The organism is Streptomyces sp. SP18CS02 (assembly GCF_036322365.1).
Lineage (GTDB): Bacteria > Actinomycetota > Actinomycetes > Streptomycetales > Streptomycetaceae > Streptomyces.
In genome coordinates this window covers 308,676-334,091 of record NZ_JAQYXC010000289.1, presented here as the reverse complement: position 1 = coordinate 334,091, position 25,416 = coordinate 308,676, and the positions used below count along the sequence as shown (strand labels likewise).

General features: G+C 71.6%; 20 protein-coding genes. 12 read left to right on the top strand and 8 right to left on the bottom strand.

From position 1 onward, the window contains the following. Positions 1-42: 42 nt before the first annotated feature. From PUR26_RS21845 to PUR26_RS21835, 3 genes are all read left to right on the top strand, one after another. Positions 43-657, top strand: a complete 615-nt coding sequence (locus tag PUR26_RS21845; RefSeq protein ID WP_329874130.1) for a cell division protein SepF — start codon at positions 43-45, stop codon at positions 655-657. Between the two features lie 71 nt (positions 658-728). Beyond that, positions 729-1,025: a YggT family protein gene (locus PUR26_RS21840; RefSeq protein ID WP_329874129.1), complete on the top strand. Its 297-nt coding sequence runs from the start codon at positions 729-731 to the stop codon at positions 1,023-1,025. Between the two features lie 49 nt (positions 1,026-1,074). Beyond that, complete coding sequence (locus PUR26_RS21835) at positions 1,075-2,187, top strand: DivIVA domain-containing protein (RefSeq protein WP_329874128.1); 1,113 nt, start codon at positions 1,075-1,077, stop codon at positions 2,185-2,187. 547 nt (positions 2,188-2,734) lie between these two features. Here the strand turns inward: PUR26_RS21835 and ileS are convergent. Then, positions 2,735-5,872, bottom strand: coding sequence for an isoleucine--tRNA ligase (gene ileS, locus PUR26_RS21830; RefSeq protein WP_329874127.1), 3,138 nt, complete (start codon positions 5,870-5,872; stop codon positions 2,735-2,737). A 553-nt stretch (positions 5,873-6,425) separates the two neighbouring features. After that, entirely contained in the window at positions 6,426-7,280 is an 855-nt protein-coding gene (locus tag PUR26_RS21825) for a hypothetical protein (RefSeq protein WP_329874126.1), read from the bottom strand. Between the two features lie 28 nt (positions 7,281-7,308). Here PUR26_RS21825 and PUR26_RS21820 point away from each other — a divergent pair, with 28 nt between their 5' ends. The 5 genes from PUR26_RS21820 to PUR26_RS21800 all read left to right on the top strand — a co-directional run bounded on the left by PUR26_RS21820 (position 7,309) and on the right by PUR26_RS21800 (position 11,530). Then, positions 7,309-7,809 (top strand): TraR/DksA family transcriptional regulator, encoded by a 501-nt coding sequence (locus PUR26_RS21820; protein ID WP_329874125.1) that lies wholly within the window; start codon positions 7,309-7,311, stop codon positions 7,807-7,809. A gap of 59 nt (positions 7,810-7,868) precedes the next feature. Next, positions 7,869-8,435 (top strand): signal peptidase II, encoded by a 567-nt coding sequence (gene lspA, locus PUR26_RS21815; protein ID WP_329874124.1) that lies wholly within the window; start codon positions 7,869-7,871, stop codon positions 8,433-8,435. Between the two features lie 17 nt (positions 8,436-8,452). Continuing rightward, complete coding sequence (locus PUR26_RS21810) at positions 8,453-9,394, top strand: RluA family pseudouridine synthase (RefSeq protein ID WP_329874123.1); 942 nt, start codon at positions 8,453-8,455, stop codon at positions 9,392-9,394. Continuing rightward, positions 9,391-9,858 carry a GNAT family N-acetyltransferase gene (locus PUR26_RS21805; RefSeq protein WP_329874122.1) on the top strand — a complete coding sequence of 156 codons (468 nt, stop codon included), beginning with the start codon at positions 9,391-9,393 and terminating at the stop codon, positions 9,856-9,858. The genes PUR26_RS21810 and PUR26_RS21805 overlap by 4 nt, the downstream gene beginning before the upstream one ends. Positions 9,859-9,943: 85 nt before the next feature. Continuing rightward, positions 9,944-11,530 carry a Na+/H+ antiporter gene (locus PUR26_RS21800; RefSeq protein WP_329874121.1) on the top strand — a complete coding sequence of 529 codons (1,587 nt, stop codon included), beginning with the start codon at positions 9,944-9,946 and terminating at the stop codon, positions 11,528-11,530. Positions 11,531-11,635: 105 nt separating this feature from the next. Here PUR26_RS21800 and PUR26_RS21795 read toward each other — a convergent pair whose 3' ends face one another. Further along, entirely contained in the window at positions 11,636-12,949 is a 1,314-nt protein-coding gene (locus PUR26_RS21795; protein ID WP_329874120.1) for a mechanosensitive ion channel family protein, read from the bottom strand. A 38-nt stretch (positions 12,950-12,987) separates the two neighbouring features. On the opposite strand from PUR26_RS21795, the gene PUR26_RS21790 reads away from it, so the two are divergent. Beyond that, positions 12,988-13,557, top strand: a complete 570-nt coding sequence (locus PUR26_RS21790; protein WP_329874119.1) for a dienelactone hydrolase family protein — start codon at positions 12,988-12,990, stop codon at positions 13,555-13,557. 163 nt (positions 13,558-13,720) lie between these two features. Here PUR26_RS21790 and PUR26_RS21785 read toward each other — a convergent pair whose 3' ends face one another. From PUR26_RS21785 to PUR26_RS21770, 4 genes are all read right to left on the bottom strand, one after another. Then, positions 13,721-15,364 (bottom strand): alkaline phosphatase D family protein, encoded by a 1,644-nt coding sequence (locus tag PUR26_RS21785; protein ID WP_329874118.1) that lies wholly within the window; start codon positions 15,362-15,364, stop codon positions 13,721-13,723. An 87-nt stretch (positions 15,365-15,451) separates the two neighbouring features. After that, positions 15,452-16,267, bottom strand: coding sequence for a DsbA family protein (locus tag PUR26_RS21780; protein ID WP_329874117.1), 816 nt, complete (start codon positions 16,265-16,267; stop codon positions 15,452-15,454). Between the two features lie 40 nt (positions 16,268-16,307). Continuing rightward, entirely contained in the window at positions 16,308-17,000 is a 693-nt protein-coding gene (locus PUR26_RS21775) for a hypothetical protein (protein WP_329874116.1), read from the bottom strand. A 50-nt stretch (positions 17,001-17,050) separates the two neighbouring features. After that, complete coding sequence (locus tag PUR26_RS21770) at positions 17,051-18,397, bottom strand: DUF2252 domain-containing protein (protein ID WP_329874115.1); 1,347 nt, start codon at positions 18,395-18,397, stop codon at positions 17,051-17,053. A 202-nt stretch (positions 18,398-18,599) separates the two neighbouring features. Between PUR26_RS21770 and dnaE the strand changes: the two genes are divergently transcribed. After that, positions 18,600-22,139, top strand: coding sequence for a DNA polymerase III subunit alpha (gene dnaE, locus PUR26_RS21765; protein ID WP_329874114.1), 3,540 nt, complete (start codon positions 18,600-18,602; stop codon positions 22,137-22,139). A 414-nt stretch (positions 22,140-22,553) separates the two neighbouring features. Here dnaE and PUR26_RS21760 read toward each other — a convergent pair whose 3' ends face one another. Then, the gene (locus tag PUR26_RS21760) at positions 22,554-22,727 is read right to left on the bottom strand and encodes a hypothetical protein (protein ID WP_329874113.1); all 174 of its coding nucleotides are present in this window, start codon (positions 22,725-22,727) and stop codon (positions 22,554-22,556) included. Between the two features lie 223 nt (positions 22,728-22,950). Here PUR26_RS21760 and PUR26_RS21755 point away from each other — a divergent pair, with 223 nt between their 5' ends. Then, entirely contained in the window at positions 22,951-24,204 is a 1,254-nt protein-coding gene (locus PUR26_RS21755) for an NYN domain-containing protein (protein ID WP_329874112.1), read from the top strand. Positions 24,205-24,297: 93 nt separating this feature from the next. After that, positions 24,298-25,269: an ABC transporter ATP-binding protein gene (locus PUR26_RS21750; RefSeq protein ID WP_329874298.1), complete on the top strand. Its 972-nt coding sequence runs from the start codon at positions 24,298-24,300 to the stop codon at positions 25,267-25,269. Positions 25,270-25,416 lie beyond the last annotated feature (147 nt).

Below are 25,416 nucleotides of genomic sequence, written 5' to 3'. Positions count from 1 at the left end.
TGGTGACGATGCCGATCCACCACAGAGCGGAGGACTCAGAGAATGGCCGGCGCGATGCGCAAGATGGCGGTCTACCTCGGCCTCGTGGAGGACGATGGGTACGACGGCCGGGGTTTCGACCCCGATGACGACTTCGAACCCGAGTTGGAGCCCGAGCCCGAGCGGGACCGGCGGCGCCACCAGCCTCCGCACCAGGTGGAGCGCGAGGAGCCGGTGCGCGTGGTGCCCCAGCCGCCCGTCCAGCGGGACCCGGTTCCGCTTCCCGCTGAAAGCGGACGTCCCGCGCGAATCGCCCCCGTGGCATCCATCACACCTGAACGCCCGAGCCTGGAGAAGAACGCACCGGTGATCATGCCCAAGGTCGTGTCCGAGCGGGAGCCCTACCGCATCACCACGCTGCACCCGCGGACCTATAACGAGGCCCGTACCATCGGGGAACACTTCCGCGAGGGCACGCCCGTGATCATGAATCTGACCGAGATGGATGACACGGACGCGAAGCGACTTGTCGACTTTGCCGCCGGTCTGGTCTTCGGTCTGCATGGCAGCATTGAGCGCGTGACGCAGAAGGTGTTCCTGTTGTCGCCTGCTAACGTCGATGTCACGGCGGAGGACAAGGCCCGCATCGCAGAGGGCGGATTCTTCAACCAGAGCTGAGAACACGACACCGGGAACGGCCCGGCCGCAAGGCCGGTGGACAAGAGATCCAGGGGAGAGGGAAGCGCGGGATGGGCGTCGCACTACAGGTGGTCTACATCGCGCTGATGTGCTTCCTGATCCTTCTGATCTTCCGACTGGTCATGCAGTACGTCTTCCAGTTCGCCCGCGCATGGCAACCCGGCAAGGCGATGGTGGTCGTTCTTGAGGCCACCTACACTGTCACCGATCCACCACTGAAGCTTCTGCAGCGGTTCATCCCACCGTTGCGTCTCGGGGGCGTGGCACTCGACCTGTCCTTCTTCGTCCTGATGATCATCGTTTACATCCTGATCTCCATCGTGAACGGCTTCGCGATGCGGATGTGAGCGATACGGTCCTGCCGACTGCCGACGACTACGTAGAGGTGAAGAAGAGATGCCGCTGACCCCCGAGGACGTGCGGAACAAGCAGTTCACGACCGTCCGCCTCCGAGAAGGCTATGACGAGGACGAGGTCGATGCCTTTCTCGACGAGGTCGAGGCCGAACTGACCCGCCTGCTCCGCGAGAACGAGGACCTGCGCGCGAAGCTGGCGGCCGCTACGCGCGCCGCCGCGCAGAACCAGCAGCAGCAGGGCATGCGCAAGCCGGAGCCGCAGGACCGTCCGGTCGGTCCCGGGGCTCCCGTTCCCGCCGCCATATCCGGTCCGCCGGTCCAGCAGCAGCCCCCGCAGATGGGTCCGCCCCAGCTGCCCGGTGGTGCTCCCCAGCTGCCGGCCGGTCCCAGCCACGGTGGCCCCCAGGGCCCCGGCGGCCCCATGGGCCCCGGTCCGATGCAGGGCGGTCCCATGGGTGGCCCGATGGGCAACACCATGGGCGGGAACATGGGCGGCAACATGGGTGGCCCCATGGGCGGGCACGGCCCGCAGATGCCGCAGCCCGGTCAGGGCCCCGGCGGCGACAGCGCCGCGCGCGTGCTCTCCCTCGCCCAGCAGACCGCGGACCAGGCGATCGCGGAGGCCCGTTCCGAGGCCAACAAGATCGTCGGTGAGGCTCGTTCGCGCGCCGAGGGCCTGGAGCGCGACGCGCGCGCCAAGGCCGACGCGCTGGAGCGGGACGCGCAGGAGAAGCACCGCGTCGCGATGGGCTCCCTGGAGTCCGCCCGCGCCACGCTGGAGCGCAAGGTCGAGGACCTGCGCGGCTTCGAGCGCGAGTACCGCACGCGTCTGAAGTCCTACCTGGAGAGCCAGCTCCGTCAGCTGGAGACCCAGGCGGACGACTCGCTGGCCCCGCCGCGGACGCCGGCGGCCGCTTCGCTGCCGCCGTCCCCGTCGATGGCGTCGGCCGGTGCGGGCGCCCCGTCGTACGGCGGCAACCAGTCCATGGGCGGCAACCCGGCCATGGGCGGTGCCCCGTCCTACGGCGGCCAGCAGCAGATGTCCCCGGCGATGACCCAGCCGATGGCACCGGTGCGGCCGCAGGCGCCGCAGCCGATGCAGCAGGCTCCTTCGCCGATGCGCGGCTTCCTGATCGACGAGGACGACAACTGACGGCGGCCGGTCGCGCGACGAGCGCGTAGCCGTCGGCAGGCTGCAGGGCCGGGGCCCGGAACACACGTTCCGGGCCCCGGCCCTTTTGCCGTGCCCGAGAGGTGCGCGGACCGGCGGTGTGCCGCCGACCAGCTACGCGGACGGCGGGGCCGCCGGCCCGGGCCGTCACCGGGTCGGCCGGGGCGCGGGCCGGGCCATCACCGGGTTGGCCGGGGCGCGGGCCGGGCCATCACCGGGTTGGCCGGGGCGCCCCGTGGCGGGCGGGGGCGCTCGGAAGCCGGTGGGGCGCTCATGGGGGTGATGCGACACGGGGGCGAGCGCCGCTTCACGCTCCTCCGTCGCGGGGATGTGCCCGAGCGGCCTCGGCGCCGGCCGGCCCCGTGCGAGGGACAGGGAAGGGCCGGCCACCTCCTGGTGGCCGGCGCCCCCGGTACACGGAAGGGCCCGGCCACCAGAAGGTGGCCGGGCCCTTCGAGGCGCGGGGTCACGCCCCGCGCGCGGTCGTGTCCGCGCGGTCAGGTGCCGTGCGTGTGAGGCACCCGCCCGTTCACACCTTGCGGAGGCGGAACGTCAGCGACAGCGACTCGTCCGTGAACGGGTCGCCGAACGTGGCGTCGGCCTCGGCCGCGGAGAAGTCCGTCGCCAGGACCTCGTCGCCGATCAGCCCGGCGTGGTCCGTCAGGGCCTCGGCGACCTCCTCGTCCGTCGAACGCCAGCGCAGCGCGATGCGGTCCGCGACGTCCAGGCCGCTGTTCTTGCGGGCCTCCTGGATCAGCCGGATCGCGTCACGGGCCAGGCCCGCACGGCGCAGCTCCGGGGTGATCTCCAGATCCAGGGCGACCGTCGCTCCCGAGTCCGAGGCGACCGACCAGCCCTCGCGCGGGGTCTCGGTGATGATGACCTCGTCCGGGGTGAGGGTGATCGTCTCGCCGTTCACGGACAGCGGGGCGCTTCCCTCGCGCAGGGCCAGGGACAGCGCGGCGGCGTCGGCCGCGGCGACCGCCTTGGCCACGTCCTGGACGCCCTTGCCGAAGCGCTTGCCCAGCGCGCGGAAGTTCGCCTTGGCCGTCGTGTCGACCAGCGAGCCGCCGACCTCGGAGAGCGAGGCCAGGGACGAGACGTTCAGCTCCTCGGTGATCTGCGCGCGAAGCTCCGGGGAGAGCGCCTCGAAGCCCGTGGCCGCCACCAGGGCGCGCGAGAGGGGCTGGCGGGTCTTGACGCCCGACTCCGCTCGGGTCGCGCGTCCCAGTTCGACCAGGCGGCGGACCAGCGCCATCTGGGACGAGAGGGCCGGGTCGATCGCGGACAGGTCGGCCTCGGGCCAGCTGGACAGGTGGACGGACTCCGGGGCGTCCGGGGCCACCGGGACGACCAGGTCCTGCCAGACCCGCTCCGTGATGAACGGGGTCAGCGGCGCCATCAGGCGCGTGACCGTCTCGACCACGTCGTGCAGGGTCCGCAGCGCCGCGGCGTCGCCCTGCCAGAAGCGGCGCCGGGAGCGGCGGACGTACCAGTTGGACAGGTCGTCCACGAACGCCGACAGCAGCTTGCCGGCGCGCTGGGTGTCGTACGCCTCCAGAGCCTGGGTGACCTGGTCGGTCAGCGCGTGCAGCTCGGAGAGCAGCCAGCGGTCCAGCAGGGGCCGCTCGGCGGGCGCCGGGTCGGCGGCGGAGGGTGCCCAGCCCGCCGTACGGGCGTACAGCGCCTGGAAGGCGACCGTGTTCCAGTACGTGAGGAGCGTCTTGCGCACGACCTCCTGGATCGTGCCGTGCCCGACGCGACGCGCCGCCCAGGGCGATCCGCCGGCCGCCATGAACCAGCGGACCGCGTCGGCGCCGTGCTGGTCCATGAGCGGGATCGGCTGGAGGATGTTGCCCAGGTGCTTGGACATCTTCCGGCCGTCCTCGGCCAGGATGTGGCCCAGGCAGACCACGTTCTCGTACGACGACTTGTCGAACACCAGGGTGCCGACCGCCATCAGCGTGTAGAACCAGCCACGGGTCTGGTCGATGGCCTCCGAGATGAACTGCGCCGGGTAGCGGCTCTCGAAGAGCTCCTTGTTCTTGTACGGGTAGCCCCACTGCGCGAACGGCATCGATCCCGAGTCGTACCAGGCGTCGATGACCTCGGGGACGCGCGTCGCCGTGCGCCGGCAGGTCGGGCAGGGGAAGGTGACCGCGTCGATGTACGGGCGGTGCGGGTCCAGCGACGACTGGTCGGTGCCCGTCAGCTCGCTGAGCTCGGCGAGTGAGCCGACGCAGGTGAGGTGGTCGTCCTCACAGCGCCAGATCGGCAGCGGGGTGCCCCAGTAACGGTTGCGGGAGAGCGCCCAGTCGACGTTGTTGTTCAGCCAGTCGCCGAAGCGTCCGTGCTTGACCGAGTCCGGGAACCAGTTGGTGTTCTCGTTCTCCTGGAGGAGACGGTCCTTGACCGCGGTCGTACGGATGTACCAGGACGGCTGTGCGTAGTACAGCAGCGCCGTGTGGCAGCGCCAGCAGTGCGGGTAGCTGTGCTCGTAGGGGATGTGCCGGAAGAGCAGCCCGCGGGCCTGGAGGTCGGCCGTGAGAGCCTCGTCGGCCTTCTTGAAGAAGACACCGCCGACCAGCGGCACGTCCTCCTCGAAGGTGCCGTCGGGGCGGACCGGGTTCACGACCGGCAGGCCGTACGCGCGGCAGACCTTGAGGTCGTCCTCACCGAACGCGGGGGACTGGTGGACCAGACCCGTACCGTCCTCGGTGGTGACGTACTCGGCGTTGACGACGTAGTGCGCCGGCGCCGGGAAGTCGACCAGGGCGAACGGCCGCTGGTAGGTCCACCGCTCCATCTCGGCGCCGGTGAACGTCCGGCCGGTGGCCTCCCAGCCCTCGCCCAGCGCCTTCTCCAGCAGCGGCTCGGCGACGACCAGCTTCTCGGTCCCGTCGGTGGCGACGACGTACGTCACCTCGGGGTGGGCGGCCACCGCGGTGTTGGAGACCAGGGTCCAGGGGGTGGTCGTCCACACCAGGAGCGCCGCCTCGCCCGCGAGCGGTCCCGAGGTCAGCGGGAAGCGGACGAAGACGGACGGGTCGACGACCGTCTCGTAGCCCTGCGCCAGCTCGTGGTCCGACAGGCCGGTGCCGCAGCGGGGGCACCAGGGGGCGACCCGGTGGTCCTGGACCAGCAGGTCCTTGTTGAAGATCTCTTTGAGCGACCACCAGACGGACTGGACGTACTCGGGGTCCATGGTCCGGTACGCGTCGTCCAGGTCGACCCAGTAGCCCATGCGGGTCGTGAGCTCGGCGAACGCGTCGGTGTGGCGGGTCACCGACTCGCGGCACTTCGCGTTGAACTCCGCGATGCCGTACGCCTCGATGTCCTTCTTGCCGGAGAAGCCGAGCTCCTTCTCGACGGCGAGCTCGACGGGCAGGCCGTGACAGTCCCAGCCCGCCTTGCGGGCCACGTGGTAGCCGCGCATCGTCCTGAAGCGCGGGAACACGTCCTTGAAGACGCGGGCCTCGATGTGGTGGGCGCCGGGCATGCCGTTGGCCGTCGGCGGGCCTTCGTAGAAGACCCACTCGGGGCGGCCCTCGGACTGTTCGAGGCTCTTGGCGAATACCTTGCTCTCGCGCCAGAAATCGAGCACGGCGTGCTCGAGGGCGGGCAGGTCGACCTGGGCGGGTACCTGGCGGTACTGCGGCGGTGTCATCGGCGGTCTCCTCCGGCGGACTGTTCCTCGTTCCGTCGGAGGGACGAGAGCCCCTGGTGCTCCCGCGGTACCACCCTCCTTGGCCCCGGGCCGCTGCTGGGCCCTGAGCCCCCTCATTGGGGTCGCGATGCCGGGTCTACTGGCCTTTGCCCGCGGGCGGCGCCCACGGGTCGAGACGTTCTTCCGGCGGCTCCGGGGTGATGCTTCACGACGCGCACACCCCCGGGCTCTCACCGTCCCCGGGTCGCTCATGGCTGCGTACGACGCTACTCGTCCCCATCCACACCTTTCGCTGCGCCCAGTGTAAGGGCCGCCGGGGGAAGCGGCCGACCGGATTTCCGGCGGGCGGTACAAGGCCCCGTACGTGACCCGAATGGGCATATGCGGGCCGACGGCCTCCGGGCCCCTCGCACGGCGGATTACAGGGCGGGGAGCTGGGCACAACCGATGCAGGTCCGCACCTCGCGGGTGCGGGGCGGGCGGCACCGGCGGCGTGGCCCGTTGCCGCGGGGCTGGAGTCGATTTATCGTCCCAGCACGATTCGCGAGCAAGATCACAATATGTGAAGGGGCCGCGGGATGGTGGCGAAGAAGACCGCCGTACGGAAGACGGCGTCCGACCGACCCGCCGCCACGGACACGGCGGCGAAGGCGACGGCCGGGGAGAAGAGCACGGACGCGCGCGGGGACGCCGCGGTGGTGAAGCGCGCCTCCCGGGCCGCGAAGCGGGCCGAGACCGCCGCGGCGGCGACCGCGGCGCCCGGGCCCGCGGGAGGCCCCGCGAGCGGGACCCCGAAGGCACCCGCCGCGGCGGCGGGGAGCGCGACCGCCGACAGGACCGCGGCGAAGAGGACCGCGGCGAAGAGGACCGCGGCGGGGAAGCCGCCCGCCGGGAAGGCGTCCGGGGCCCCGCCGGCCGCCGAGGTGAGCCACGGGGTCGCCACGAAGAGGGCCTCGGCGAAGAAGGCGACCGCGAAGAATGCCGCCGGTGAAGCGCCCGGCGGGAAGGCCCCGGAGAAGAAGACCGGCACCAAGAAGGCAAGCACAAAGAAGGCGAGTACCGAGAAGGCCGGCACAAAGAAGGCGAGTACCGAGAAGGCCGGTACCGAGAAGGCCGGCACCGGGAAGGTGCCGGCCGGGAAGAGCGGCGCCGCCCCTCCCGGGAACGCGGCCGGGGAGCCCGCCGAGCAGGCGTCCGCGGTGGAATCCGCGGGGAAGACGGCTGGGAGAACGGAGTCCGCCGGGGTCCGGGCCTCCGAGGCGCACGCCGGGAAGCCCTCCGGCGGGAGGGCGGCGGCCACGGAGGCGTCGGCGGCCGCGGTGAGCACGGCCACCGGGGCGGCAGCGAGGAAGTCCGCGGCCGGTCCGGCCGCGCAGGAGGCCGCACCCGCGGCCAAGGGGGCGGCCACGGCCGCGGAGCAGACAGGAGCCAGGACGGTGGCAGCGAAGAAGACCGCGGACGCGAGCACGGCGGCGGGCGCGCAGGGCGCGTCGGCAGGCTCGGCGGTGCCCCCGGCCCGCGGTGTCGCCGAGGCGGCACCGGAGGAACTCGCCGTACGGCCGGGAGAGGACCCCTGGACCCCGGAAGAGGTCGCGGAGGCCCGCTCCGGGCTGGAGGGCGAGGTGCTCCGGCTCCAGGCGGAGATCACCGCCTCGGAGGAGGCGCTCTCCGGACTCATGCGCGACTCCGGTGACGGCGCCGGGCACGACGAGGCGGACACCGGCACCAAGAACATCACGCGGGAGCACGAGATGGCACTGGCCGCCAACGCCCGCGCGACCCTGGAACAGACCGAGCACGCGCTCCAGCGGCTCGACACGGGCACGTACGGCCTGTGCGAGGTCTGCGGCAAGCCGATCGGCAAGGCGCGGATGCAGGCGTTCCCCCGGGCCACCCTGTGTGTGGAGGACAAACAGAAGCAGGAACGCCGAGGCTGACTCCGTACGTGTGTGCCGTACCCTCGTGCTCAGTCAGGCACCTAGGTTGAGGGACTCACGTGGCAGAGGCGGAGCGCATCATCGGTACGCCGGATCCAGCAGGGGCCGAGGAGGCCGCGGTCCCTGCCGGCCAGCCCAGGGGCAGGCGCCGGATCGCGGTGCTCTTCGCGGTGGCGCTGGTCGCCTATCTGCTGGACCTCGGCACCAAGATGCTCGTGGTGGCCAAGCTGGAGCACCACGAGCCGGTCCAGATCATCGGTGACCTGCTGAAGTTCCGGGCGGTACGGAACCCCGGCGCCGCCTTCGGCATCGGCGAGGCCTTCACCGTGATCTTCACCTGCATCGCGGCGGCGGTGATCGTGGTGATCGCGAGGCTCGCGCGCAAGCTGTACAGCCTGCCCTGGGCGATCGCGCTCGGGCTGCTGCTCGGCGGCGCCCTCGGCAACCTGACGGACCGGATCTTCCGTTCGCCGGGGATCTTCCGGGGCGCCGTGGTCGACTTCATCGCCCCCGCCAACTTCGCGGTCTTCAACCTCGCCGACTCCGCGATCGTGTGCGGTGGCTTCCTGATCGTGATCCTGTCCTTCCGGGGGCTGGACCCCGACGGGACGGTCCACAAGGACTGACAAGGCATACTCGACGGGTGAGCACAGTTCCCGAGATCCGCACCCTGCCCGTTCCCGATGGCCTGGAAGGCGAGCGCGTCGACGCCGCCATCGCCCGTATGTTCGGGTTTTCCCGTACGAAGGCGGCTGAGCTGGCCGCCGCCGGGAAGGTGCAGGTCGACGGTTCCGTCGTCGGCAAGTCCGAACGGGTCTCCGGTGGTGCCTGGCTGGAGGTCGAGATGCCCGGGGCGCCCGCGCCCGTGCAGATCGTGGCCGAGCCGGTCGAGGGCATGGAGATCGTGCACGACGACGACGACATCGTCGTGATCATGAAGCCGGTGGGCGTCGCCGCGCACCCGAGCCCCGGCTGGACCGGGACGACCGTGATCGGCGGGCTGGCGGCGGCCGGCTACCGGATCTCGACGTCCGGCGCGGCCGAGCGGCAGGGCATCGTGCACCGGCTGGACGTCGGCACCTCCGGCCTCATGGTCGTCGCGAAGTCGGAGCGGGCCTACACGCTGCTGAAGGCGCAGTTCCGGGACCGGGTCGTGGACAAGCGCTACCACGCGCTGGTGCAGGGCCACCCGGACCCGATGAGCGGGACCATCGACGCGCCGATCGGCCGCCACCCGAACCACGACTACAAGTGGGCCGTGACCGCCGACGGCAAGGCGTCGGTCACGCACTACGACCTCATCGAGGCGTACCGGGCCGCCTCGCTGCTGGACATCAAGCTGGAGACGGGCCGCACCCACCAGATCCGGGTGCACATGTCCGCCCACCGGCACCCGTGCGTCGGTGACCTGACCTACGGCGCCGACCCCACGATGGCCAAGCGGCTCGGCCTCACCCGGCAGTGGCTGCACGCCGTGCGGCTCGGGTTCGAGCACCCCTCCGACGGCCGGTGGGTCCAGTTCGAGTCGACCTACCCGGACGACCTCCGCACCGCCCTCGACAAGATCGCCGCGGAGAGCGCATGACCGTCTTCGTCGTCCGCGAGGCCCGTACCGAGGCGGACCGGCAGGCGGGCTTCGCGGTCCGCCACGAGGTCTTCGTAGGGGAGCAGGGCGTACCGGAGGAGATCGAGTACGACGCGTACGACGCGACCGCCGTGCACGTCCTGGCGGTCCGCGGCGACGACGGGGCCGCCCTCGGCACCGGGCGGCTGCTGTACGGCGCCGACGCGGCCGGGAAGACCGGCGGCGACGTGTCGGTGGGCTCGCTCGGCCGGCTGGCGGTCTCCAAGGAGGCGCGGGGCCTGGGAGTCGGCGTGGCGCTGGTGCGGGCCCTTGAGGACGCCGCCCGCGAGCGCGGGCTGACCGCGGTCGACCTGCACGCCCAGACGCAGGCGCTCGGCTTCTACGAGCGGCTCGGATACCGGGCGTACGGCTCGGAGTTCGAGGACGCGGGCATCCCGCACCTCGCGATGCGACGGGTGCTCTGACCAGGGCGCTGCACAGGTTACCGGTGGACCCGTGGCAGGGTTGAGGCGCTGATCGGCGACGTCGAGAAGGGCCGGAGGACGCACCGTGGACCAGTTGGCTCTGCTGCTCGTGCTGTTGCTCGGGGCGGTGGTGACGGTGCCGCTCGGGGAGCGGCTGGGGCTGCCGGCCCCGGTCCTGATGACACTCGCCGGGATCGTGCTGGCGCTGCTGCCCTTCGTGCCCAACATCGAGGTCCCGCCGGACTACATCCTGCCGCTGGTGCTGCCGCCGCTGTTGTACGCGGCGGTCCAGCGCACCTCCTGGCGGCAGTTCGCGGCCAACCGGCGGCCGATCTTCCTGCTCGCCGTGGCCCTGGTCTTCGTGACGACCGCCGCCGTCGCGGCGGTCGCGAGCGCCGTCGTGCCCGGGCTGCCGATCGCCGCGGCGGTCGCGCTCGGCGCGCTCGTCGCGCCCCCCGACCCGGTGGCGGCGACCGCCGTCGCGGGATCGCTGGGGCTGCCTCGTCGGCTCGTCTCCATCCTGGAGGGCGAGGGTCTGTTCAACGACGTCACCGCGATCGTGCTCTACCACGTGGCGATCGGCGCGGCGGTCGGCGGGACGTTCTCCTGGCCCGGCGCCGCCGGCGAACTGGTCCTCTCCGCGGTGGTGGCCATCGGGGTCGGGTTCGCGCTCGGCTGGCTGACCAACAAGCTCATGGCCCTGCTCGGCGAGGCCACCCTGCAGACCGGCCTCACGCTGTTGGTGCCCTTCGTGAGCTACGTCCTCGCCGAGGAACTGCACGGCTCCGGCGTGCTCGCGGTCCTCGTCACGGCTCTCTACCTGGCCGAGCACGCCGTGGACGCGGACGATGTGATGGGCCGGCTGGCCGGGCGGACCTTCTGGGAGATCATCGACACGCTCGTCACGGGGATCGCCTTCGGCCTCATCGGTCTCGAACTGCACAACGTCTTCGGGACGGCCGACGGCCGCGAGCTGCGGATGCTCGGCTGGGGCGCCGCGATCGTCGCCTGTGTGATCGGCGTGCGCCTGCTGTGGCTGCTGCCCGCCACCTGGCTGGCCAAGCGCCTGCACACCCGGCGGGACGTCGACGAGGAGATCCCCATGAGCTGGCGGGAGACCGTCGTCATGTGGTGGGCCGGGATGCGGGGCGTGGCGTCGGTCGCGCTGGCTCTCGCCATTCCGCTGCGCACCGACGACGGGACGCCCTTCCCCGCCCGTGACGAGATCGTCTTCATCGCCTTCTGCGTCATCATGGCCACTCTCGTCTTCCAGGGGCTCACCCTGCCGTGGCTGGTGCGCAAGCTGGGGGTGCGGGCGGACACGGACGCCGAGAGGGAGCTGGAGCGCGGCCTCGCCGTCCGGGCCGCCAAGGCCGCCAAACGGCGCCTGAAGGAGATCGAGGAGGTCGAGGAGCTGCCCGAGGACCTCCAGGAGCGGCTGCAGCGCATCGCCTTCGACGTCGGCGCCAGGATCAGCCCCGACCTGGTGGACGAGGAGCGGCGGTCGGCGTCCGCGCAGCGGGCGGAGCGGTTCAGGGCGATGCAGCGCATCCACCGCGAGATGATGTCGGCCGCCCGGCACGAGGTCCTCTCGGCGCGCAGCGAGCACGGCGCCGACCCGGAGGTCGTGGACCGGGTCCTGCGGCAGCTGGACGTCCGCAGCCTGAAGTGACCGGGGCTCCTCGGGCCGGGGAACCCCCGCCCGAGGAGCCCCGAGCCCCGCTCCAGGTCAGCCCCGCTCCAGGTCAGCCCCGTCCCCGGTCAGTCCCGCTCCCGGTCAGCCGCGGCCCGTGCGAGGGGAGCCGTCCCGGGGAGGGCGGACGGCGACCCGGCCGTCCCGCGCGCTCTTCCGTGTGCCGTCGCTCACGCCGTTGCGCGAGCCGTCCCCGTTGTTCCGCGCGGTGCCGTGGCCCGCACCGCCCCGTGTGCCGTCCCGGGCCTCGTCCGGCGTCCCGTCCTGCAAGGGGTACTCGTCCGCGTTGTTGCTGTGGACCTCGGCCGCCCTCGGGGCCCGGCCGTCCGCCTTGCCCCGCTCCGGCCACTGGCCGTCCGGCGGGAGGGTGGCCGGCGCCGTGGCGATCCGCGGCAGGGCGTACGGATGCTTCTCGCACAGCCAGGCGATCATCTGCTCCCGTACGACGCATCGCACGGTCCATATGTCGTCCGCGTCCTTCGCCGTGACGACCGCCCGCACCTGGATGGTGCTGGGTGTGGTGTCGGTCACGGCCAGCGACCAGTCCCGGCCGTCCCAGGCGGCGCAGTCGGCCAGGACGGCCCGCAGCTTCTCGCGCATCAGGCTCACCGGAGCCGAGTGGTCCAGGTGGAAGAAGACGGTGCCGGTCATCTGGGCGCCGCCGCGCGACCAGTTCTCGAACGGCTTGCTGGTGAAGTACGAGACGGGCATCGTGATGCGGCGCTCGTCCCAGGTCCGTACGGCGAGGAAGGTCAGCGTGACCTCCTCCACCACGCCCCACTCGCCGTCCACCACGACGGTGTCGCCGATCCGCACCATGTCGCCGAAGGCGATCTGGAAGCCGGCGAAGAGATTGCCCAGAGTGGACTGCGCGGCCACACCGGCGACGATGCCGATGATGCCCGCGGAGGCCAGCATCGAGGTGCCGATGGCCCGGAAGTCCGGGAAGGTCAGCAGCATCGCCGCGGCCGCCACCACGGCGACCACCGCCGTGACGATCCGCATGATCAGGGTGACCTGGGTGCGTACCCGGCGTACCCGGGCCGCGTCGCGGGTCAAGGAGGCGTAGCGGGCGTAGGACGACTCGACTATCGCCGCCGCGATCCGTACCACCAGCCACGCGCTGGCCCCGATCAGCACCAGGGACAGCCCCTGGCCGATGCCTGTCTCATGCTCCTCGATGACCGCCCACTGGGTCTGCCGGTACGAGCCGCGCAGGAGAGCGGTGAGCAGCACGACCTGGAGTGGCAGTCGGCAGCGCCGCAGCAGGCCCCACAGCGGGGTCTCGTGGTGCCTGGCGTCGGCCCGACGCAGCAGCAGGTCGACGAGGTAGCCGACGGCGAGCGTGAGCACGACCGAGCCACCGACGACGGTCAACGGGCGCAGGGCGTTCTCCATGAATCCAGTACTCCGGCACTAGCTGGCAGGATGGCCGAATGAACATCATGCTTTTCCACTCGGTCCACGGGCTGCGCCCGGCCGTGCACGCCGCAGCCGACCGGCTGCGCGCCGCCGGGCACCACGTGCACGTGCCCGACCTCTACGACGGCCAAACCGCCGGGACCGTCGAGGAGGGCATGGCGCTGAAGGACCGGATCGGCAAGGAGGAACTGCTCAAGCGGGCGATCCTGGCCGCCGCGCCGTACTCCGAGCAGGGGCAGGTCTACGCCGGGTTCTCGCTGGGCGCGTCGATCGCGCAGACCCTGGCGCTCGGTGACGCCAGGGCGCGCGGGCTCCTGCTGCTGCACGGCACGTCGGACATCGCGGAGAACGCCTCGGTGGACGAGCTTCCCGTGCAGCTGCACGTCGCCGACCCCGACCCGTTCGAGTCGCACGACTGGCTGAACTCCTGGTACCTGCAGATGGGCCGGGCGGGTGCGGACACCGAGATCTACCGTTATCCGGGCGCCGGGCACCTGTACACGGACCCGGACCTGCCGGACTACGACGAGGACGCGGCCGAGCGGACCTGGGCCGTCTCGCTCGCCTTCCTGGACAGTCTGTAGCGCGCTCCGGCAGGAAGGCCGGTGGTGGGCGGGGAGACGGGCGGCGGCCCGTCCCGCCGGCCGGCCGCGCGGCCGGCCGGGGCCGGGACACCGCCGCCCGGGGCGGCCGCCCGCTCCGTGACGGCACGAGGCGAAACGGCCGGAAACCGCCCTTCTCGGCCTCTCAGCGGACCGGTGCGTCCACCCGCTCGACCCGCTGCGTTCCGCTCAGCGTCCGGTACGAACGCGCCCACGCCGAGGAGGCGTCCGGCTTCGCCTTGTCGGACAGCGTGTAGTAGTCCATCTGGGAGCGCTCGGCCGTCACGTCGAGGACGCCGTAGCCGTGGCTGTCCATGTCGAGCCACTTCACGTGCCGGTTGGCGCCCTTGATGGCCGCGGCGGCCACCAGCGAGACCGTGCCGGGAGCGACGTGGAGTATGTCGTCCAGGTTGTCCGAGGACACGGACGTCACCACGAACTCCGTCGCCGCGGAGCGCGAGACGGGGTAGGTCGCGGCCTTCACCGGCACGTCGTTGGCCCATGCCATGTGGATGTCGCCGGTGAGGAAGACCGTGTTGCCTATGTTCCGGTCGGTCAGATGGGCGAGCAGCTCCTTGCGGTCGTCCGTGTACCCGTCCCACTGGTCCACGTTGATGGCGAGACCGCCTTCGGGGAGCCCGAGCAACTCGGCGACCGGAGCGAGCAGATGGGCCGGCAGCGAACCGAAGGCGACGGGCGAGATCATCACGGAGGTGCCGACCAGCTTCCAGGTGGCGTCGGAGGAGGCCAGCCCCGCCTTCAGCCAGTCCAGCTGGGCGCGGCCGGTGAGGGTGCGGTCCGGGTCGTCGACCGAGCCGCTGCCCACCGAGGCCTGCTGCGAGCGGAAGGACCGCAGGTCGAGCAGGTGCAGATCGGCGAGCCTGCCGAAGCGCAGCCGGCGGTAGACGGTGCCCTCGGCCGAGGTGCGTACGGGCATCCACTCGAAGTACGCCCGCTTCGCGGCGGCCACCCGTGCCGCCCACTCGCCCTCGGCGCCCGCGGTGTGGTTCTCCGCGCCGCCCGTCCAGGCGTCGTTGGCGAACTCGTGGTCGTCCCAGATGGCGACCACGGGGTGGGCGGCGTGCAGCGCCTGGAGGTCGGGGTCCGTCTTGTAGGTGGCGTGCCGGACGCGGTAGTCCGCGAGCGAGACGATCTCGTGCTTCGGTTCGTGCTGCCGCACGCCGTACCGCGGCGCCGGGTAGGCGCCGGTGGCGTACTCGTAGAGGTAGTCCCCGAGGTGGAGCACCGCGTCCAGGTCCGCCCGCGCGGCCAGATGCCGGTACGCGGAGAAGTGGCCCGACTCCCAGTTGGCGCAGGAGACCACGCCGAACCGGATCCCCGGGGTGGAGGCGTCCGCGGCCGGGGCGGTACGCGTGCGGCCGACGGGGGAGGGGACGGTGCCGGCGGTGAAGCGGAACCAGTGGTCGGTGGCCGGACGCAGGCCCCTGACGTCGACCTTGACCGTGTGGTCCGAGGCGGCCGTCGCGGTGACCGTGCCCCGTGCGACGACGGTGGCGAAGGATCTGTCCTCCGCCACCTCCCATCCCACCTCGGTGTCCGGGCCCTGGCCCGAGCCGGGGAGCGCGTCGGGGGAGGGGGTGACGCGCGTCCACAGCAGGACGCCGTCCGGAAGCGGATCGCCCGAGGCGACGCCGTGGAGGAAGACGGGGGCCCGGGTGTCCGCGGCGGCGGCCGGGAAGGAGGCCAGGACGGGGGCGGCGACGGCGGTGGCGGCGGCGGCCTTGACGACCGTGCGGCGGCTGGGAGTGGTGAGGTATCGACTGGTCACGGCCGATCAGATTACTGATCGGTAAGCCGAACGGGCGGGCGAATACCGAAGTGTTCGCCCGCCCGTTGGCCGAAAGCCGTGCTCCGCTTACCCCTTGAGCGCCTTGTCGACCGCGGCGGTGAACTCGGCCGCCGTCATGGGCGCGTTCTTGCCGCCCTCGACGGTGACGTTCTTGCCGTCCATCTTCAGCGTCGGCGTGCCGGTGACACCGCTCTTCTGGAACGCCGCGGACATCTTCATCGCCCACGCGTCGAAGGTGCCGTCCTCCACGTTCTTCCTGAACGCGGCGTTCGCCTTCAGCGCGGGTACGGTGTCCGCGATCTCCAGCAGGTAGGAGTCCTTGGCGAACTTGTCCTGCGACTCCTGCGGATGGAACTTCGCCGAGTACAGCGCGGCCTTGTAGTCCAGGAACGCCTCGGGGCCCACATCGAGCGCGGCACCGAGCGCGGAGAGGGCGTTCTTCGACCCCTCGCCCTGGTCGGAGTTGTCGATGAAGGTCGCGCCGACGTACTGGATCTTGTACTTCCCGGCTTCGACGTCCTTGTCGACCGTCTCGCCCACCTGCTGCTCGAAGGTCGCGCAGATCGGGCAGCGGGAGTCCTCGTAGACCTCCAGCGTCTTCTTCGCCGTCGGCTTGCCGACGACCACGGTGGTGCCGTTCTCGCCCGAGGTGTTCTTCGGCGCCGTGACGCTCTTCTGCTCGCTCATCGCCTCCCAGTGGGAGGGCTTGTTGAGCTGCTTCACGCCGTAGGCGATGCCGCCGGCCAGTGCCAGCACGGCGACGGCCGAGACACCGACGGTGACCTGCCGGCGGACCTTGTCCTTCTTGGCCTGGCGCTCGCGCTCCTCGCGCAGCCGCTCGCGGGCCGCCGCCTTGTTGGCCTGGCTGTTGCGTGCACTCATGATCGTGTTCTCCGTGTCGGGATGTGGGGGACTGCTCTGCTCAGGCGACGAGGCCCGGGCAGGGCGGTCCGCGCCGTCCGACGGAGTGCACGAGGAGGCGGCTGCGGGACGGCCGCGGCCGGCTCAGGGGCCGGGTCCGCTGCGGCGCGGCGGGACGCGCGGCGCCCACCGCGGCGACCGCGATCAGCAGCGGCCGGAAGGCGAGGGCGCCCACCGCGCGGGCCAGGGCGGCCAGCGCGCTCTCCCCCCGCCGCAGCCAGGCCGCCGCGACCAGCCCGACCGTCACATGGGCGGCGAGGAGCAACAGGGGCAGCGCCGGGTCGGGGGAGCGCAGCAGGGCGGCCGCGCCGCCGTCCTGGGCCGCGGGGACGGCCACCCCCGGCAGCGGGGCGCCCACGCCCCCGCCGCACAGCACGTCGACGCCGACCGCCCGCAGGGAGCCCGCTATGGGCCCCCCGGCCGGTCCGTAGCAGACGTGCTGTCCGGTCGTGAAGACGGTGTCGGCGGCCAGCTCCAGCGGGACGAGCAGGCCGGCGATGTGCCAGAAGCCCCGCTCCCGGCCTGCCAGGGCGTACGCCACGGCGAAGACCCCGGCCGCGACCCCGCCGACGGTCAGCAGGGGCAGCGGGACCCCGGACAGCAGCACATGGGAGGCGACGGACAGCGTCACGACGAGAGCCGTGAAGACCGCTGCCCGCACCCCCCTGAACCGGGTTCCGGATATGTCGTCCATCGCCGCAGAGTGTGCCACGCCCGCCGGTAAGCCGTCCTTAAAGAAGCCCGCTACAGCCCCGGGATCAGGCCGTTGCGGAACAGGTCGACGAAGATCTGGTGGTCCGCCCTGGCCCGTGCGCCGTAGCTGTGGGCGAAGTCCACGAGGAGCTCCGCGAAGCCCTCCTCGTCCGCCGCGATCGCCGCGTCGATGGCACGCTCGGTGGAGAACGGCACCAGTGAGTGCCCGCTCTCGTCGTCCGCCGCCGCGTGCATGGTGGCCGTCGCCCGGCCCAGGTCCGCGACGGTGGCCGCGATCTCCTCCACGTCGTCGATGTCCGACCAGTCCAGGTCGACGGCGTACGGCGAGATCTCCGCCACCAGCTGCCCGGTCCGGCGCCCCTCCTCCTCGATCTCGGTCCAGCCCAGCCACGGGTCGGCGTGCGCCTGGAGCGCGCGCTGCGAGATGACCGTGCGGTGCCCCTCGTGCCGGAAGTAGTCGCGCACGGCGGCGTCCGTGACGTGGCGGGAGACGGCCGGGGTCTGGGCCTGCTTCATGTAGATCACGACATCGTTCTCCAGGGCGTCGCTGTTGCCCTCCAGAAGGATGTTGTACGAGGGCAGCCCGGCCGACCCGATGCCGATGCCGCGCCGCCCCACCACGTCCTTCACACGGTACGAGTCGGGCCGGGCCAGGCTGGACTCCGGCAGCGTCTCCAGGTACCCGTCGAACGCCGCCAGGACCTTGTACCGGGTGGCGGCGTCCAGCTCGATGGAGCCGCCGCCGCCCGCGAACCGGCGCTCGAAGTCCCGGATCTCGGTCATCGAGTCCAGCAGGCCGAACCGGGTCAGCGCGCGGGCGTCGCGCAGCGCGTCGAGGAGCGGCCCCTCGGCCGTGTCCAGCGTGAAGGGGTGCAGCTCCGCCGCCTCGCTGCTCTTGGCGCCGGTCGCCAGGGCGTGGATCCGCTCCCGGTAGGCGGCGGCGTAGATCCGTACGAGCTCGGTGATCTGCTCGTCGCTGAGCGCCTTGGTGTAGCCGATCAGCGCCAGGGAGGCGGAGAGCCGCTTCAGGTCCCAGGTGAAGGGGCCGACGTACGCCTCGTCGAAGTCGTTGACGTTGAACACCAGCCGGCCGTTGGCGTCCATGTAGGTGCCGAAGTTCTCGGCGTGCAGATCACCGTGGATCCACACCCGGCCGGTCCGCTCGTCCAGGTAGGGGCCGCCTCGCTGCTCCCCGTCCAGGTCGGCGTAGAACAGGCAGGCCGTCCCCCGGTAGAAGGCGAAGGCGGAGCCGGCCATTTTCCGGAACTTCACCCGGAAGGCGGCCGGATCGGCGGCCAGGAGCTCGCCGAAGGCGGTGCCGAAGACGGCGAGTATCTGCTCACCGCGCTCCTGCGCGGTGGGCTGCGGGACCGACATCGCGGGGTGCCTCCTGGTGCGGGATCCGCGGGGCGGCGCGCACGGGCGCGCACGACTGCCCGCGGGAGTGCGTGCATGACAAAAGGGACAGGTGTCCCGCCCCTTCAACGGACGACCGTACCCGCCAGTGCCCGTCGGGTGTCGGCGCGGAGACGTAGACTTCCAGGCTGTCCCCCTCTCCCGACCGCCGGAGGCCGCAGCCGTGTCCAAGCCGCCGTTCACGCACCTTCACGTGCACACCCAGTACTCCCTGCTGGACGGTGCCGCGCGGCTCAAGGACATGTTCGAGGCCTGCAACGAGATGGGCATGACGCATATCGCCATGTCCGACCACGGCAACCTGCACGGCGCCTACGACTTCTTCCACTCCGCGAAGAAGGCGGGTGTGACGCCGATCATCGGCATCGAGGCGTATGTCGCCCCCGAGTCCCGCCGTAACAAGCGCAAGATCCAGTGGGGCCAGCCGCACCAGAAGCGCGACGACGTCTCCGGTTCCGGCGGTTACACCCACAAGACGATCTGGGCGGCGAACGCGACGGGGCTGCACAACCTCTTCCGGCTCTCCTCCGACGCGTACGCCGAGGGATGGCTCCAGAAGTGGCCCCGGATGGACAAGGAGACCATCTCCCAGTGGTCCGAGGGCCTGATCGCCTCCACCGGCTGTCCCTCGGGCGAGCTCCAGACCCGGCTGCGCCTCGGCCAGTTCGACGAGGCCCTGAAGTCCGCCTCCGAGTACCAGGACATCTTCGGCAAGGACCGGTACTTCCTGGAGCTGATGGACCACGGCATCGAGATCGAGCGCCGGGTCCGTGACGGCCTCCTGGAGATCGGCAAGAAGCTCGGCATCCCGCCGCTGGTCACCAACGACTCGCACTACACCTACGCGCACGAGGCCACCGCCCATGACGCGCTGCTGTGCATCCAGACCGGCAAGAACCTCTCCGACCCGGACCGCTTCCGCTTCGACGGCACCGGCTACTACCTCAAGTCCACCGACGAGATGTACGCCATCGACTCCTCGGACGCCTGGCAGGAGGGCTGCGCCAACACCCTGCTGGTCGCGGAGCAGATCGACACCGCCGGCATGTTCGAGGCCAAGAACCTCATGCCGAAGTTCGACATCCCGGACGGCTACACCGAGGTCACCTGGTTCCAGGAGGAGGTCCGCCGGGGCATGGAGCGCCGCTTCCCCGGCGGCGTCCCCGAGGACCGCCAGAAGCAGGCCGAGTACGAGATGGACGTCATCATCCAGATGGGGTTCCCGGGGTACTTCCTCGTCGTCGCCGACTTCATCATGTGGGCCAAGAAGCAGGGCATCGCGGTCGGCCCGGGCCGAGGCTCCGCGGCCGGCTCGATCGTCGCGTACGCCATGGGCATCACCGACCTCGACCCCATCCCGCACGGCCTGATCTTCGAGCGCTTCCTCAACCCCGAGCGCGTCTCCATGCCCGATGTCGACATCGACTTCGACGAGCGCAGGCGCGTCGAGGTGATCAGATACGTGACCGAGAAGTACGGCGCCGACAAGGTCGCCATGATCGGCACGTACGGCAAGATCAAGGCGAAGAACGCCATCAAGGACTCGGCCCGGGTGCTCGGCTACCCGTACGCCATGGGCGACCGGCTCACCAAGGCCATGCCCGCCGATGTCCTCGGCAAGGGCATCGACCTCAACGGCATCACCGACCCCTCGCACCCCCGCTACAGCGAGGCCGGCGAGATCCGGGCGATGTACGAGAACGAGCCGGACGTCAAGAAGGTCATCGACACCGCGCGAGGCGTCGAGGGCCTGGTCCGGCAGATGGGCGTGCACGCCGCCGGCGTGATCATGTCCAGCGAGCCGATCGTCGACCACGCCCCGATCTGGGTGCGCCACACCGACAACGTCACCATCACGCAGTGGGACTACCCCCAGTGCGAGTCGCTCGGCCTGCTGAAGATGGACTTCCTCGGCCTGCGCAACCTGACGATCATGGACGACGCCGTCAAGATGGTGAAGTCCAACAAGGGCATCGACATCGACCTGCTGGCGCTGCCGCTGGACGATCCGGCGACCTTCGAACTGCTCCAGCGCGGTGACACCCTCGGCGTCTTCCAGTTCGACGGCGGCCCCATGCGTTCGCTGCTGCGTCTGATGAAGCCCGACAACTTCGAAGACATCTCCGCCGTGTCCGCCCTGTACCGGCCGGGCCCGATGGGCATGAACTCCCACACGAACTACGCGCTGCGCAAGAACAAGCAGCAGGAGATCACGCCCATCCACCCGGAGCTCGAAGAGCCGCTCCGTGAGGTCCTGGACGTCACCTACGGCCTGATCGTCTACCAGGAGCAGGTGCAGAAGGCCGCCCAGATCATCGCCGGGTACTCGCTCGGCGAGGCCGACATCCTCCGCCGCGTGATGGGCAAGAAGAAGCCCGACGAGCTGGCGAAGAACTTCGTCCTCTTCCAGAAGGGCGCCCGGGACAAGGGCTACAGCGACCAGGCCATCCAGGCGCTGTGGGACGTGCTGGTCCCCTTCGCCGGCTACGCGTTCAACAAGGCCCACTCCGCGGCGTACGGACTCGTCTCCTACTGGACGGCCTATCTCAAGGCCAACCACCCCGCCGAGTACATGGCCGGCCTGCTGACCTCGGTCAAGGACGACAAGGACAAGTCCGCCGTCTATCTGAACGAGTGCCGGCGCATGGGCATCAAGGTGCTGCCGCCGAACGTCAACGAGTCCCAGGCGAACTTCGCCGCCCAGGGCGACGACGTGATCCTCTTCGGCCTGACCGCCGTGCGCAACGTCGGCCAGAACGTCGTCGAGTCGATCATCAAGAGCCGCAAGGCGAAGGGGAAGTACAGCTCCTTCCCCGACTTCCTCGACAAGGTCGAGGCGGTCGTCTGCAACAAGCGCACCATCGAGTCGCTGATCAAGGCCGGCGCGTTCGACGAGATGGGCCACACCCGCAAGGGCCTGGTGGCCCACCACGAGCCGATGATCGACAACGTGGTGGCGGTCAAGCGCAAGGAGGCCGAGGGACAGTTCGACCTCTTCGGCGGGATGGGCGACGAGGCCTCCGACGAGCCGGGCTTCGGTCTGGACGTCGAGTTCTCCGATGTCGAGTGGGAGAAGTCCTACCTCCTGGCGCAGGAGCGCGAGATGCTCGGGCTCTACGTCTCCGACCACCCGCTCTTCGGCATCGAGCATGTGCTCTCGGACAAGACCGACGCGGCGATCTCGCAGCTCACCGGTGGTGAGCACGCCGACGGCGCGGTCGTCACCATCGGCGGCATCATCTCCGGGCTCCAGCGCAAGATGACCAAGCAGGGCAACGCCTGGGCCATCGCGACCGTCGAGGACCTGGCCGGCTCGATCGAGTGCATGTTCTTCCCGGCGACCTACCAGCTGGTGTCCACCCAGCTCGTCGAGGACACGGTCGTCTTCGTCAAGGGCCGTCTCGACAAGCGCGAGGACGTGCCCCGGCTGGTCGCCATGGAGCTGATGGTCCCCGACCTGTCGTCGGCCGGGACCAACGCGCCGGTCGTCGTGACCATCCCGACGGTCAAGGTGACCCCGCCGATGGTCAGCCGCCTCGGCGAGATCCTCACCCACCACCGGGGCAACACCGAGGTGCGGATCAAGCTCCAGGGCCCCCGCAAGACGACGGTGCTCCGCCTCGACCGCCACCGCGTCCAGCCGGACCCGGCGCTCTTCGGCGACCTGAAGGTGCTCCTCGGGCCGTCCTGCCTGGCGGGCTGAGCCCGCCCCGCCGGCCCCCGGCCGCCGCCCCGGCGCGCTCGCCCGGGGCCGGGACACCGGGCCGCAGCCCCCGGGTCCGGCCGGGCGGGCCGCCGCCCCGGCCGGTCGCCCGGCCCGCACAGCGCCCGCCCCGGCGGCCGGCCGCCGGGGGTACGGGGCCGGTCCCAGGAGACGGGGCGAACCGGCGGCCGACGCCTTCGGGCGGTGACGCCCCGCCCCGCTCCGTGACGGCGGCGTACCGCTTCGTGCCCCGCGACGGCCGCGTACCGCGGCACACCCGGCGCAGCGCGGCACCCCCCGCGCGCACCGTGCCCGCCGCGCACCGCCCGTGCTCCCCGTGCGCCGGGCCGTCCCGCGCACGCGGAAGGGGCGCACCCGTCGTCGCGGGTGCGCCCCTTCCGGTACCTGCGGAGGTCAGTTGTGACCGAAGCGCTTCTGCCGTCCCTTGTGGGCGATGTCGGACGGCGTCACCTGCGACATTCGCTGCTCGGCCTGTGCCTCCATCGAGGACTTCTGGGCCTGCTGCCGGCCGCGCTCGGCGGGGGACTGCTTCGGCTGGCTGCGTTCTCGGTTCTTGTTCTTGGCCATGGGGTGCCTCCTGTGGGGGTGTAGGGGACAGGGCCGCGATCAGACTCACATAGAGGAAAAGGCCGCGCATTTTGGATCATTGCCGTCCGTAACCGGGGCTTTCCTGGGGTGTCGCGCCGATCCGCCACGCCGATGATCCAGTTCCGGCCGTTAACCCCCCGGCAGTCGGGCAGACTCGAAGCAAACCCGAAGCAACTTCCGATCCCGAGGTTCCCGAAAGAGGGTGGAACACGTGGACCGCTGCGTCGTTCTCGTGGACGCCGGCTATCTGCTGGGCGCCGCCGCGAGTCTTCTCGCCGGGGAGCCTGCCCGCTCCCGGATCACCGTCGACCACACCGCCCTCATCCACGGCCTGCGCGAACGGGCCGAGGCCGACACCCAGCAGCCGCTGCTGCGGATCTACTGGTTCGACGGCGCCCCCGACCGCGTCCCCCAGCCCGAACACCGCCGGCTGCGTGTCATGCCCCGTGTGACCGTCCGGCTCGGTGCCCTGACCCGCAGTGACGGACGCTGGGCGCAGAAGGGTGTGGACGCCGCGATGCACGCCGAGCTCACGGAGCTGGCCAGGAACCGCGCGTGTTCGGACGTCGTCCTGGTCACCGGCGACGGCGACCTGCTGCCCGGCCTGATGTCCGCCAAGGAGCACGGCGTCGCCGTCCACCTCTGGGCCGTCCAGGCCGCCGACGGCGACTACAACCAGTCCGAGGACCTGGTCGCCGAGGCCGACGAGCGCCGGGTACTGGACCGCGAATGGATCACCAGGGCCGTCCGGGCCAAGGAGCTCACCGGCATCTGCGCCCCGGCGCCCGCCCCGCGCCCGGAGATCGCCGCGATCCTCTCCGCCCCGCTCCCCGAGTCGGCGCTCGCCGCCTCCGCCGAGCGCGCCGCCGACACGGCCGCCGGCGTCGGTGTCGTCCGCAACGGCTCGGCCACCGCCGACGAGGCCGGCTCCGAGGACCCGGCCCCCGTCGGCGGAGCCAAGGGCGTCCCCACCCCCAAGGACCTGGCCGGGTTGCGCGGCCCCGGCCCGCAGGCCACCCCGCACCCGGCCAACGCGACCCTGCGCTGGTCGTCCGACCGGGGCTGGGTCGAACGTCCCGGCAGCCAGGTCGGCGAACCGCCCGAGACCGCCTCGCTGCCCACCCTCGCCCAGCTGACCAGCGCCGAGCAGCGCTGGGCCGACCGGGAGGAGGACATCACGACGGTCGGCGGCGACCCCTTCGAGGTGGGGCAGGTCTTCGCGCGGCGCTGGATGGAGCGGCTCCCGGAGCAGAGCCACGTGGAGAAGCTGTCCGCCATGTACCCCCGCATCCCGCACCGGATCGACGGTGAACTCCTGCGGTACGCGGCACGGTTCGGGCTGCTGGCCCACAAGGACGACCAGATCGACGAGCACGACAGGTACGCGATCCGCGCCGGATTCTGGCGCGAGATCGATGTGCGCGCGGCGGCGGAACGCGTGCCCGCGGGGGAGTAGCCACGCGGCCCGGAGACCCCGCCGGGGCGCGGACCGCCGCCCCGGGCGCATTCCGGGCAGCCCGACCCTTTAGGCTCATCCCTCGTGAGTACGGTGTGCGCGGTGCGGGATCTGGTCAAGACGTACCCCGCCACGCGCGGCAGGCGCGGAGCGCCCGCGACGCCCGAGGTGCGCGCCACCGACGGGGTCTGTCTCGACGTGCGCGGCGGTGAGATCTTCGGGCTGCTCGGTCCCAACGGGGCCGGCAAGTCCACCCTGGTCCGCCAGCTCACCGGATTGATGCGGCCCGACTCCGGCACCGTCGAGGTGCTGGGCCATGATCTCGTACGCCATCCGGACCGGGCCTCCCGGCTCATCGGCTACCTCGGCCAGGAGTCGACGGCGCTCGACGAACTGACCGTCGCGCTCGCCGCGGAGACCACCGGGCGGCTGCGCGGGCTGACGGCGCGGGAGGCCCGGACCGAGCGCGACGCGGTGCTGGGCGAACTGGGCCTGACCGAGCTGGCCGAACGGCCCCTGAAGAAGCTCTCCGGCGGTCAGCGGCGCCTGGCGTGCTTCGCCACCACGCTGGTGGGCGAGCGGCCCCTGCTGATCCTCGACGAGCCGACCACCGGCATGGACCCCGTGGCCCGGCGGGCCGTCTGGGGCGCGGTCGACCGGCGGCGCGCCGAACACGGCACGACGGTGCTGCTCGTCACCCACAACGTCATCGAGGCGGAGACGGTGCTGGACCGGGTCGCCGTCCTGGAGCGCGGGCGGGTCATCGCCTGCGACACCCCGGCGGGGCTCAAGGAGCGGGTCGCCGGCGAGGTACGCGTGGAGTTGGTGTGGCGCGAGCGGGCCCCGCTGGACGTGCCGGAGGTCGCGGCGCTGCGCCCGTCCGCGCAGGAGTCCGGCCGCCGGTGGGTGCTCCGGCTCGCCCCGGACGAGGCCCGTGCGGCGGTGGCGGCCGTGACCGGCGGTGCGGCCTTCGCCGCGCTCGACGATTTCACCCTGGCCACCCCGAGCCTGGAGGATGTGTACCTGGCGCTCGGCGGCGAGGCGAAGGGGCTGGTCAAGGCGTGAGGACGGGCAGGACGCACGGCCGCCCGGGCACGGACGGGGGCCACGGCCGCGGAGCGCGCCGCGAGCGGGGCGCCGGACGGGGCGGGCGCCCCGCGGTGAACAGCGGCTTCGGCGCGCGGGTGAACGCGGGTGACAGGGGCGACATGG